Source organism: Paenibacillus phytohabitans (assembly GCF_013141775.1).
In the GTDB taxonomy this organism is placed as follows: domain Bacteria; phylum Bacillota; class Bacilli; order Paenibacillales; family Paenibacillaceae; genus Paenibacillus_AQ; species Paenibacillus_AQ phytohabitans.
Genome location: NZ_WHOB01000062.1, coordinates 305,292 through 318,092, shown reverse-complemented (window position 1 = coordinate 318,092; position 12,801 = coordinate 305,292). Strand labels below are relative to the sequence as shown.

Genomic DNA, 12,801 nt, shown 5'->3' with positions numbered 1-12,801 from the left:
TGAAAAAAATAAAAATTGATGTCAACTTTTAGAAAAGTTGCGGGAAATCCATCTGCCGGAGTGCTTCATAAACAATAATCGCTGCAGAATTAGATAAATTAAGCGATCTTACTGCTTCGCTCATCGGCATGCGCATTCTGGTTTCCTTGCCGGCTTCCAGAATATCTGCGGGCAGTCCCTTGGTTTCCTTGCCGAACACAAAGAAATCACCATCCTGAAAGGTGAAATCCGTATAACGCTTCTCCGCCTTAGTGGTGGCGTAGAAGAAGCGGCCCTCCTTATACTTCTCAAGTACTTCACTGAAGGAATCATGATACTCAATAGTTACCGCATGCCAATAATCGAGTCCGGCACGTTTCAGTGTTGCATCATCTGTACGGAAACCGAGGGGACGCACGAGATGGAGATGGGTTCCCGTAGCCGCACAGGTGCGGGCAATATTGCCTGTGTTCGCCGGAATTTCCGGTTCTACGAGCACAATGTGTAATGCCATAATTCGGATGCTTCCTCTCTGTAGGGTCCTAAAGACTTACTTGGCCCTGTAATGAATTCTTGATGATGACTCCAGGTACAGGCGGACCCCGGAAATCCTGAGCTGCGGGCAAGAAGAAGACCCTCCACCGCCAGGCGGAAGGTCAGGAGCGTTCTTTCATTAACCTTGAGTTTGCTGGAAATGCTTCATGAAATCGGCAAGTGCCTTAACACTCTCATGAGGAACCGCATTATAGATGGAGGCACGCAAGCCGCCAACGCTGCGGTGGCCTTTGAGGCCAACGAATCCTTCCGCTTCGGAAGCCTTGATGAACTGCTTCTCCAGCTCCTCCGATTGCATCCGGAACGTTACATTCATAATGGAACGGCTGCCTTCTTCCGCAACTCCGCGGTAGAAGCCGTCACTGCCGTCGATATAGTCATAGAGGAGACCTGCTTTATCACGGTTCTTGGCTTCGGTACCGGCAAGCCCGCCCTGTTCCTCAATCCATTTTAACACTTCATTAACCATATATACAGAGAAGGATGGCGGCGTATTGTAGAGAGAGTTGTTCTTATAATGTGTATCATACCGCAGAATCGTCGGAATATTCGCAGGAGAACTGGAAATCAGCTCTTCCTTGGCGATCACTACAGTGACGCCCGAAGGTCCCAGATTCTTTTGCGCACCTGCATAGATCAGACCGAATTTGTTGATGTCGAAGGAACGGCTCAGAATGTCACTGGACATATCTGCGATCAGCGGAATAGAACCGGCATCCGGGTACTCTGCGTATTGTGTCCCTTCAATCGTTTCATTCGAGGTAACATGCAGATATGCGGCATTGTCAGCAGCCTTGATGCTGCCAAGCTCCGGAATCGCCAGGAACTTCTTATCCTCTGAGGATGCGGCAACATGCCCGCCGCCTGCCAGCTTGGCTTCCTTCAGGGCCTTATCCGCCCAGCTTCCTGTCATGACATAGCTGCCGACCTGGCCTGCAGAGATGAAGTTCATCGGAACCATAGCGAATTGTGTGCTTGCTCCGCCTTGAATGAACAATACCTTGTAGCCTTGCGGATTGCCGAGGAGTGAAAGCAGGCGTTCCTGAGCTTCATTATGCACGGATTCGTATATAGCTCCGCGGTGTGACATCTCCATAATAGACATTCCGCTCTCCCGGAATTCAACAAACTCCGCTTGTGCACGTTCCAATACTGTAAGCGGCAGTGCCGCCGGTCCGGCATTAAAATTGTATGCTCTCTTGCTCAAAATTACTCCCACCCTTTCTCTCCTATGAATATGGATATCGCTATGATAGCAGATAACATTAAACAGCAGCAAGTATAATTATTCACATAGGAGGTAAGCTAGGGCAGGCTTCAGGAGGCAAAAAATTGATAGCTGCGCTTCCAACCCTTGCTGTGACGCGGTAAAATGGTGATGTCAATAAAAACCTCGGGAGAAATTACATGTTTCTCCCCCCATAGAATGATCCGTTCCGCCGTGAAATCCCCGCTCTCCCGGATTCCGGCGCCGCTTGGCTTATGGACGAGCTCCCAATAATGATCAGCCGCCGCGTTCTCCCAGCCCTCCAGCCTGCAATAGAAGGGACGGTCCGGCTCCTCCTTCCATGTAAGACTGTTACCGGACACGCTTAGCAAATTGTCCGTATATGAGGATTCCGGCGCTGCAATACGGAGTGTGCCCGGCAGCCTCAGCTCATATTCCCCGCCGACAGCCGCGCCGTTGATTCCGACAAAGTTATGAATATATTCCTCTATGCGCAGCGGCTTGTCCCCTACATTCTCGATCCCGTAGGCAATATCCAGCCGGTCCTCATTCAGCGTAATCGTCTTAGTCAGCCGCATACTGTAGCCCTGGCACTCCATCGGCTGGACGGTGTAAGTGACCGAATGCCTGCTGAGCTCTTGATTTATGGTGAAGGGAATAAGCGGATACTTCCCGAAAAAATCGTATGCTTCATCGCTCTGCTTCTGCAGCAGCCCGACCCCGGGCTTCGGGAACCACTCACCGGCAGCGGCATCCTCATAGCCGATTGCCCGGGAAATGGCGAACTCATTGCACAAGCCTATGCCTCCGCTGCCCTGTCCCGGAACCAGACTCTCCGGCACACAAAAGGTATGCCCCCCCTGCTCCAGAGTCACTCCTGTAATAAAACCGCTCCAATCAAACCGGGTGCCGCTATATGCTCCCGGCTCTGCTATCTCCACTGTAAGTATTCCGTTTGATAGAATATGTGCCACTTAATGCCCTTCCTTTCTACTTTCTATGTTTGGCCTATGATCGACCTATGCTTAACCTATGGATTCTAAGCTTACCCGTTATTACGGGGAATACACAAGCTTCCGGCTGCAATTTCCTGCAGGTTTCCTGAAGTTACGCTCTTGTCCGCAGCTACTGCACTGTTTATAGGGCATCTCATATGAAAACGCCCACTCCCGGCGGACCGGCAGAGCAGGCGTCTTAAATTCCTATCGTCCGGCGTTACGCCAGTTCAACCTCCAGCAGATGGACTTGGCCTTCAGGCAGGGCGCTCAGCAGGCTACGCGAGATCACAGCCCCTTCTGAGACGCGCTGAAGCGTTACTTCAGCCCCGTCCAGCTTCGCAGCATGTATTTGGTACTCTCCGTATTCAGCGCTTCCTGAAGCCGTATAGACGACTTTCAGCTCGCGTCCGGCAAAGATAGTTTTGATAGATGCACGGGCTTCAGCATCAAACTGTTCTTTAACCAGTTTTGGCTGCAGCAGCAGATCACCAAGCTTGCCTTTGACACCGAATACTTCCGTGACCATCGTCAGCAGCATCCAGCTTGCCGAACCGGTCAGATACGTATACATCCCTCTGCCCTGCTCGTTGATATATTCCGGGATACCCGGGTACATCCTGCTGACTTCAAAGTCCGCGCTCAGGCTGTACAGCGAATCGAGTACTTTACGGCCTTCTTTAACAAATCCGCGTTTATACAGCGCGTTGCCGTACATTACAGTCATGTGGCTGAACATGGCTCCATTCTCTTTGTGGCCAAAGGCGAAGCCGAACGCACGGCCCAGATTCTGCTGAATACCGCCGAAGTTGCTGTTCAGCCGGTAGCCGATTTTGTCATCGAACAGATTGCGCTCCACCGCCGAGACAATGCTTGCAATCTGCTCCGGTGCAGCAGCATGACCCAGCAGCGGGAAGACCTGCCCGGTCAACGTCATGCGGGTACCTTCAGCGAACTCACCCTCCACACGTTCCCCGTCATTATTGTAATAGCCGTTGAACCAGCCGTCGCCATGCCCGCTTGTTACCCATTCATTGCGGCGCAGGTGATCGAAGATCCATTCCGCTTTGCGGGCCAGATCTGCTGCAACCTGCTCCAGCTTCAGCTGGGTACGGATTCCGCTAACCTTATTCGGTGCTGCGGCATAGTAGCGGTCCAGCAGCCCGTGTTTGGCAGGGATAGATTCATAATCAATAGATTCGCCAAGCGAATCCAGCAGCAGCTTCATTTCTTCCGCGAGCTCCAGGGTGTCTCCACCGGTACGTTCCTTAAGCGTGATCAGCAGCCGGGAGAGATCCAGCAGATTGCTGGCGTAGAAAGCGGTGAAGGTTACACTTTCACCCCGCTGGGCGGCCATATCCAGGCCGTCATTCCAGTCAGCACCTTCAAGCAGAATATTGTTATGCTCACCCACATTGAAGAATGGAACCAGGTTCTGCAGCAGGATATGCTCCAGAATGGTGCCTGTATATACTTCACCTGCTGCAGTCCGCAGGCTGCTGCCGGCTCCGGGCTCCCAGGACGTATCGCGTTCCTTGCAGCGGCTCATGAAGGAATCCCGGAAATAGGTCTGCTCCTGCAGCAGGAAGTCGAGATCACCACTCTGATCAAGATACAGCATCGTGGTTAGGAACGGCCATGCACCGTGATCCATCCAGACGCGGGGAATATTATTACGGTCCGCTATGAATTCACCAGGCTGCTGCCCGATGATCGTTGCATTACTGCCGTCGATTCTGACACCGGCATAATTGTTCAGCAGCAGGCTGCGCACATCAGCAGGCTCCATGATCAGCAGAGCGAGACAGTCCTGCCAGAGATCACGCCAGCCGCGGCCGCCTCTTCCATAGTCATGATAAGGCAGGAAGGAGTTGCCGTACAGTCTGCGCAGCACGGGCTGCAGAGTTACCCATTTCATCCATTCATCAGCGGCATGATCTCCCGTATGGAACTCTACTGTATTCACTTTTTCTGCCCAGAAGGTCTTATTCTCCTCCAATAACGCATCAAAAGCAGCGGTTGAGCCATACTTGGCCATCAATGCCGGCACGCCGATTCTGTCATTCTCTATCGCAAGTACAACTACATAGGAATGGCTCTGTCCTGGAGCTAGTGTAATCTCGGCAAAACGCAGTCCGCCAAGCGCTTCATACCCTTCCTTGTGTATTCCGCCCCCTTCACCAATCTCCGGAGCCAGATTGCGTACCACCGCTTCCGGCCAGTCCAGGCTTCCGCCTTCACCGATGAACTCCTCCTGCACCGGGAAGAAGCCAACCGGCTGTGCTCCACCTTCCGCAGCACCAAATACCCCGTAAGAGGTATGATTTACCCGGTGCCCGCGTTCGTCGAAGGAAAGTGCCGGCTGTACCTCCACTCCGTAAGCGGATGTATAAGTCCGGTTCAGCAGCGAAGTAACATGACGGTGATCCCGCAGATCATCTGCAGAGCGCGCATACAGCGGAATGGCAGCCGTCGGAGTCAGCGTGAGCTCCTTCGTGCCGCTGTTTGTCAGCACAACCTTCATCAGCTCTACTTTGTCATTACCGCAAGGTACGAAGCTCGTGATCTGTGCTCCTACCCCCAGCTCCTTATTGCCCCGGGTCACTTTATGCCATAACAGTCCGGCTTCCAGCAGAGATTCATCAGCACCCTCGCCATATACCGCGGAATTCTGCCGGGCGGAGTCTCCCGTAGCTGACCATGCGCCTTGTCCTTCGATATATACCCAGAAATTGCGGGAAGCGCGGGAATTGTGCAGATCCTCCACAGAGAGCGGCGGAGTAAGGAATGTATTATGACCTGAAGTCACCTGACCATGCAGCTTCGGGCTGACCGAGGACATCATGCCCCCCTCATTCACCAGCGGAAAATATAAAAAACTGCTCCGGTCCGGCTGCTCCAGTCTGAAATCCCCATTATTGCCGGTGAAGCTCCAGCCTGATTTTATCTTGTGATCGTGATTCACTGTATTCATCCTCTCTCTACTACAAAGATAGATTGCATTTTGAACTTTCCGAAATCGGTTTCGTTTTTCATTATTGCATCGTTATAAATCTTTGTAAAGGTTTTTTTCATGTTCTATAATGTGCAAAATTGTTACTATAAAAGCTGACATTACGGCCTTTATGTGTATTTCATCCGTGACGAAACCACTTTCGTTATCAGTCTTATATTCTATATAAATCTGACTTAAACATAGTACAAACAAGCGTGAAATTTCACACATCTGAAATACACATGAAATGTAAACGTTATATATGATCAAGTTGAGATTTAATAGAATATATTCTATTAAATAACACGAAAAATCACGAAATCACGACTACTCATAAGCATGCCGGACTGGACTCTCCACGCTCCCTAAGTTAGAGAGTCGGACTGAGAATCCGTTATTTGATCCAATTCGGCTTATTTTTTAGCCAAGCGGACTCAGATTCCTTTAAATGAGCATCTCCCCCTCATTTCGGGCTCGAATGAACAACATAACGGAATCTCAGTCCGTTTAGACCCCGTTATGGTTTTTTTTGACGAAATAGCGCCCTCTCAGTCCGCGTGAAGTTACTGATGTTCCTCCGTCCCGGCACGATTAGCTACCCGGCCTTTGCAACCGCCCCGTTCCGCCAATACCGCTATCCTACAATCATTTGTGGCCATACCAGTTACTTCCCCGTACAGATACAGAATAGCTCGGCACAACTGATAGGCGGGACAGGTACAGCTTTGGTGTCCAGAGCACAACAAAAAAAGCCCCCGGAATCAATAGATTTCGGGGGCTTCTTCATCAAGCTCTATTCAAGTTAACTTATCTTATACATCAAAGTACAGGGAGTATTCATGCGGATGAACACGAATCGCAACGGCTTGAGCTTCAGAACGTTTCAGAGCGATGTAGTTATCGATGAAGTCCTTAGTGAACACGCCGCCTTCTGTAAGGAACTCGTAGTCAGCTTCCAGAGCGTCAAGTGCTTCGTCCAGTGTACCTGGAACGCTGCGGATCTTCTCTTTGTCTGCATCAGACAATTCGTAGATGTTCTTGTCCAGTGGACCGTAACCCATTTCTTCAGGGTTGATCTTCTTCTTGATTCCGTCCAGTCCCGCCATCAGCATTGCGGAGAATGCCAGGTAAGGGTTAGCCGTGGAGTCAGGTGTACGGAATTCGATACGACAGCCCTTAGGTGTTACAGCAGCTACCGGGATACGGACAGCAGCGGAACGGTTACCCTTGGAGTAAACAAGGTTAACTGGTGCTTCATAACCAGGAACCAGACGTTTGAACGAGTTGGTGCTTGGGTTAGTCAGCGCGATCAATGCAGGAGCATGATACAGGATACCGCCGATGTAGTGCAGAGCCAATTCACTCAGGTTAGCATAAGAGCCTTTTTCGTAGAACAATGGCTCGCTGCCGTTGAAGATCGACTGGTGAACGTGCATACCGCTACCGTTATCACCGAACAGCGGTTTTGGCATGAAGGTTGCTACCTTGCCGTATTGACGTGCAGTGTTCTGCACAATGTATTTGTAAGTCAGGAGATTGTCAGCTGTTTTCTTCAGGGTGTCAAAACGGAAGTTGATTTCCGCCTGGCCTGCAGTCGCCACTTCATGGTGATGGCGTTCGATTTCAAGGCCTGCTTCAGCAAGCAAACGGCACATTTCACTGCGGATATCCTGTTGGGAATCCACTGGAGCTACAGGCACGTATCCGCCTTTAACGCCTACTTTGAATGCGAGGTTGCCGCCTTCGTCTTTACGGCCAGTGTTCCAAGCTGCTTCTTCGGAATCAACGAAGTAGGAAGAGCTGTTCATTCCGCTCTCATAACGAACATCGTCGAAGATGAAGAATTCAGACTCAGGTGCGAAGAATGCCGCTGTACCTACACCGCTGGATTGCAGGAACTCTTCAGCCTTCACAGCGATACCGCGCGGGTCACGCTCGTAACGTTCGCCATCCGGTGTGAAAATGTCACACATGATGTTAAGCGTTGGGTGAGCTGTAAAAGGATCGATGTATGTAGTGCTTGGATCAGGCATCATTACCATGTCCGACTCTTCAATACCCCGGAACCCTGTAATGGAAGAACCATCAAATGCTACACCATTCTCAAATGTTTCTTCTTCAACTGCGGATGCTGGCAGCGAGATGTGGTGAGCACGTCCACCCAAATCTACAAACCGGAAATCCACCCATTCGATATTGTTCTCCTTGATCGTCTGCAATACTTTTTCAACCGACATGCTTTATTCCTCCCCAAGTTCCGAACATTAGGCCGCTCACAGTATCAAATGTTCTTGTTTTTATTTTTTGGCTGTCGTCATTATAAATCTCAAACCTAACATCGTCAATGCTTATGTCAGGTATTTCTTACGACAATGTAAGATATTCTGACGCTTTGGTGAAAAAACTCAGTTCATCCGATTCCCATGTCACCTTTGTCCCATATTCAATAAAAATAGCCCCCTTCCTCCGCCCAAAGCGGGAGAAGAGAGCCTGTAAGAAGCTAATTCGCACTCAGAAGTTTAAATTACCGGGGCTGCTTCCAGTGAAGGAGAGAACTTGCGTCCGACAAGCGGCGCCAGCTTCTCAAGATCTCTAAGCAGGCTGTCGAACTGTTCCGGGAACAGAGACTGTACTCCGTCACCTGTCATGGAATTATCAGGGTCGGTATGCATCTCGATGATCAGACCATTGGCTCCCGCAGCAACCGAAGCCTTGGCCATAGGCGCAACCAGCTCACGGCGTCCAGTGCCATGGCTTGGATCGGAAATCACCGGCAGATGGCTGAGGTTCTGCAGCACAGGAATAGCTGATAGATCCAGCGTATTGCGTGTATAGGTTTCAAAAGTCCGGATTCCGCGCTCACATAACATAACATCACGGTTGCCCCCGGCGAGAATGTATTCCGCTGCGTTCAGCAGCTCATCGTAAGTCGCACTGAAACCGCGTTTCAGCAGGACAGGACGCCCGCAGGTTCCCAGCTTGCGCAGCAGGTCAAAGTTCTGCATGTTACGTGTGCCTACCTGCAGAATATCCGCATGCTCCGCACAGATATCCACATACTCCGGCGTCATCACTTCCGTGATGGTCAGCAGGCCGTGGCGCTTGCCGGCTTCAGCCATCATCGTAAGACCTTCCACGCCTACACCCTGGAAGCTGTAAGGTCCGGTACGCGGCTTGAAAGCACCGCCGCGCAGCACCTGGCCGCCGGAAGCTTTAACCAGCCGTGCGATTTCATCAATCTGCTCCGGGGATTCCACGGCACAAGGACCGCCCATAATAACGAGATTCTCTCCGCCGATCTTCACCCCGCGGATATCGATAACCGTATCCTCCGGATGGAAATCACGGCTTGCCAGCTTATAAGACTTGGTAATCTTCACGACATTCTCGACGCCCTTCATCTGGCGCAGATGCTCGGCCAGCTTCGGCGTCACGCCGCCGACAAGACCGATTACAGTATGATCTGCTCCCCTTGAGAGATGTACCTGCAAGCCTTCTTTTTCAATTACGGCAATAATATCATTTACCTGATCCTGCGGTGTTTGGTTGGATGTAATAACGATCATATTATAGCTCCCCTTTTTGGACACTTATTCTTATAAACGGGTATAATCAATCAAATTTGATACTATCTCGCTACGACGCGTGTACGCTTTTAAGCACTAAAGTGATTTTACCGCAAGTTTCTGTTCCAGTCAACCCCAATAGTATATATAACAAAACCGCCGGGGGACGAAAAAACGGCAGCACACCTGAATACAGGCCGCACTGCCGCTATACCTATTCTATAAGTTCATCTTTGCTATCAAGTCAGGTAGCACTCGCACTCTTGTTCTTCACAGGCGGCAGAAGCTTCGCCATATTCACCGTACGCTTGATCTCCCACGTATCAGGGTTCGCTTCGTCATACTGCTCCAGATAATTGATAACTTCCTTGGTAATCGGTGTTGGCGTAGACGCACCTGAGGTTACCCCTACCTTGGTAATCCCCTTCAGCCAATCCCTATTCAGTTCAGATACATCTGAGATCCGGTGAGCCGGTACGCCGGCAATTTCCTCCGACACCTGTGCCAGTCGGTTAGAGTTATTACTGCGCGGATCACCGACAACAATGACCAGCTCACACTGGCCTGCCTGCTCCGCTACCGCTTCCTGGCGGACCTGGGTCGCCATACAGATCTCATTATGGACCTCGGCTCCCGGGAAGGTCTCCAGCAGCTTTTTCATAATATGCTTAATATCCCACTGGCTCATGGTGGTCTGATTCGTAATTACAATACGCGAGGAAGGGACCGAGAGACCGGCAATTTCATCTTCCTTCTCAATCAGATGGACATGTTCAGGGGCAATCCCCACCGCACCTTCCGGCTCAGGATGGCCTTTCTTGCCGATGTAGATAACCTCGTAGCCCTCTTCAACCTTTTCCTTGATGAGGTCATGAGTCTTTGTTACATCGGGACAAGTGGCATCGACTGTGGTTAACCCTTTGGCCCGTGCTATCTTGCGTACCTCGGGCGACACACCATGAGCAGTGAAAATAACCGTCCCGCTTTCTATTTTATCCAAAATATCCAGACGGTTATGCCCGTCCAGCGTAATGATTCCGTCATCCTCAAAGGAGTTCGTGACATGGCTGTTATGCACAATCATGCCCAATATATAAATCGGCCGTGGCAAATCAAGATTTTGTGCGGCCTGCCGTGCCATTACCATAGCATCGACGACGCCGTAGCAATAGCCCCGGGGAGAAATTTTGATGACTTCCATGATTCACCGCTTTCTGCTGTCAATGACTGCTGTAATAGGAACCGTTTAATTATACCCTATTCCAGCGGCGGGGCAAAGAGAAGCGGCATCCAGATCACAAAAGTCGTCCCTTCCCCCTGCCGTGTGACCACCTCTACAGAACCGCCGTGCTCATCAATTATCCATTTGGCGATGGACAGCCCCAGACCGATCCCTTCGGTAATCCCTCTGGATTCATCCGCACGGTAGAAACGGTCAAAGATATGCGGCACTTCGTCCTTGTCCATCCCGATTCCGGTATCCGAGATACGGATTCCCACCTGGTTCTGATAAAAGACGGCATCCAGCGTAACCTCACCCGCAGGTGTGTATTTAAAGGCATTATCAATGAAGATGAACAGCATCTGCTGCAGATAATCCTTGTTGCCAAGAATATATTTGCCGTTCAACTGGCCCATTTCGCCCACAGACCACTCGGCCTGACGCGGCAGGAAGGAAGCACGGCGTGCTACTTCGGTCATCATCGGCTCCAGCGCTACCGGCTCTATATCAAAGGTCCGGCCTGTATCCGCTCTGGCCAGAGAGAGCATATCCGCCACCAGCCGGCTCATACGCTTGGATTCATCAGCAATATCCTTCACCGATTCAATGGAGAGCTGGCGGATTTCCGCCTCGGTCATCCGGCTGTCATCCGGCTCCATCTCCCAGATCTTCTGCAGCAGATCTATGTTGCCCCGTATCGTTGTAAGCGGTGTCCGGAGTTCATGCGAAGCATCGGATACAAAGCGGCGCTGAGTGGCATAAGCCTCCTCCAGCCCTGTATAGAAGCCCTCCATCCGCCCAAGCATGTTGTTGACCGTATCGATCAGCCGGCCGATCTCATCCTGCGGCCCGTCGTATTCAATGCGCGAGCTCAAATCCGTCCCGGTCTGTATCCCGTTTGCCGCCTCAATAACCTTGCCGATCGGACTCATTGCTTTGCGGGCGAGGAAGAGCCCGAAGGTGAAGGCTGCTAGTAAGGTGGCGAAGGAACCGGCAAGCAGAATATTCTTCAGCCTGTTGAGCAAGGTAACTTGTTCTCCTGTATAAACAGCAACCTGGAGAACAGCAGGCATGCTGCTGTTATTAACGTTAACCGGAACTGCTTTCTGATAGATCAGAAAAGGGTTGCCGCCGTAAGAGGCCTGCTGGAATCCTTGCTGGCTATTGAGGCTTTCCTTCGCAGGGATTTTAAATTCCAGATTGATCTCCGTCATATTAGGACTGGGAATCAGCTTGTTCAGATCATAAATGTACATTTGGGCAAACAGGCTTTGACCAGCAGGACCTCCAAGAATGGGCTGCAAGGTGCCGTCATAATTCAAACCCGTTTTCAGCTGGACCTGATTGGACTGCTCTTTAAGCCGGTCCTTCAAGTCACCGTACGTATTAATATAGACAAACCCGTAGATTAACGCGGACAAAGCCAGCAGCATAATGGCCAGAATCCCTGAATACCAGGCAGTCAGCCGCAAACGTATAGACATATTAGTCACCTCTTAGGATGTAGCCGGCTCCCCGGATCGTTTGAATCAGCCTTTTGCCGCCATGCTCTTCCGTCTTCTGGCGCAGCATTGCGATGTATACCTCCAGCACGTTGGATTCACCGCTGTAATCGTAACCCCAGATCTTGTCCATGATCAGATCACGGGACAGCACCCGCTTCGGGTTCTGCATGAACAGATGCAGCAGTTCGAATTCCTTCGCCGTCAGCTCCAGACGTTTGCCTGCACGCGTCACCTCACGCGAATCTACATCCAGTGTGATATCCTCATAGGAAACCGCCTGGTCCGAGCCTCCGCCCTGCTCACTTTTGCGCCGGAGCAGTGCCCGTACCCGGGCAAGCAGCTCCTCCAGAGCAAACGGCTTCACCAGGTAATCGTCTGCACCCAGATCGAGCCCTTTGACCCGGTGTTCAATCTCGTCCTTGGCCGTCAGCATAAGTACCGGAACACTGCTTCCGCCCTCACGCAGACGGCGGCAGACCTCGAACCCGTCCACTTGCGGCATCATTACATCCAGGATAACCACATCCGGATCACTGTTCAGAACAGCACGCAGCCCATCTGCCCCGTTAGCGGCTGTTTTGACATCATACCCTTCAAAGGCAAGCCCGCGGCGCAGCATGGATATAATTTTCTCATCGTCATCAATAATTAAAATATTCGGTCGCATCAAGCAGCCCCCATTGTTCAGTTCATATATCTATATTGTATCATGAATCCGTTTATCCGCAGCCTATGCAGCAAAAACGGAAGGGTCTC

At 51.1% G+C, this 12,801-nt stretch carries 9 protein-coding genes; all 9 read right to left on the bottom strand.

Annotation, left to right across the window (positions count from 1 at the left end):
* Positions 1-28 precede the first annotated feature (28 nt).
* Complete coding sequence (gene trmL / locus GC101_RS21710) at positions 29-493, bottom strand: tRNA (uridine(34)/cytosine(34)/5-carboxymethylaminomethyluridine(34)-2'-O)-methyltransferase TrmL (protein WP_039303379.1); 465 nt, start codon at positions 491-493, stop codon at positions 29-31.
* A gap of 159 nt (positions 494-652) precedes the next feature.
* Positions 653-1,744, bottom strand: coding sequence for a 3-phosphoserine/phosphohydroxythreonine transaminase (gene serC, locus GC101_RS21705; RefSeq protein ID WP_171718992.1), 1,092 nt, complete (start codon positions 1,742-1,744; stop codon positions 653-655).
* A gap of 107 nt (positions 1,745-1,851) precedes the next feature.
* The gene (locus tag GC101_RS21700) at positions 1,852-2,736 is read right to left on the bottom strand and encodes a hypothetical protein (RefSeq protein WP_171718930.1); all 885 of its coding nucleotides are present in this window, start codon (positions 2,734-2,736) and stop codon (positions 1,852-1,854) included.
* A 241-nt stretch (positions 2,737-2,977) separates the two neighbouring features.
* A complete protein-coding gene (locus tag GC101_RS21695) occupies positions 2,978-5,722 on the bottom strand; it encodes a GH36-type glycosyl hydrolase domain-containing protein (protein ID WP_343049799.1) in 2,745 nt (914 codons plus the stop codon).
* Between the two features lie 842 nt (positions 5,723-6,564).
* On the bottom strand, positions 6,565-7,989 hold the full coding sequence (gene glnA, locus GC101_RS21690) for a type I glutamate--ammonia ligase (protein WP_042135170.1): 1,425 nt from the start codon (positions 7,987-7,989) through the stop codon (positions 6,565-6,567).
* Between the two features lie 282 nt (positions 7,990-8,271).
* Entirely contained in the window at positions 8,272-9,318 is a 1,047-nt protein-coding gene (gene aroF / locus GC101_RS21685; RefSeq protein ID WP_171718928.1) for a 3-deoxy-7-phosphoheptulonate synthase, read from the bottom strand.
* A 244-nt stretch (positions 9,319-9,562) separates the two neighbouring features.
* Complete coding sequence (locus GC101_RS21680; RefSeq protein WP_171718927.1) at positions 9,563-10,519, bottom strand: 4-hydroxy-3-methylbut-2-enyl diphosphate reductase; 957 nt, start codon at positions 10,517-10,519, stop codon at positions 9,563-9,565.
* A gap of 56 nt (positions 10,520-10,575) precedes the next feature.
* The gene (locus tag GC101_RS21675; RefSeq protein ID WP_171718926.1) at positions 10,576-12,024 is read right to left on the bottom strand and encodes a sensor histidine kinase; all 1,449 of its coding nucleotides are present in this window, start codon (positions 12,022-12,024) and stop codon (positions 10,576-10,578) included.
* A 1-nt stretch (position 12,025) separates the two neighbouring features.
* Positions 12,026-12,712 carry a response regulator transcription factor gene (locus GC101_RS21670; RefSeq protein ID WP_042135165.1) on the bottom strand — a complete coding sequence of 229 codons (687 nt, stop codon included), beginning with the start codon at positions 12,710-12,712 and terminating at the stop codon, positions 12,026-12,028.
* Positions 12,713-12,801 lie beyond the last annotated feature (89 nt).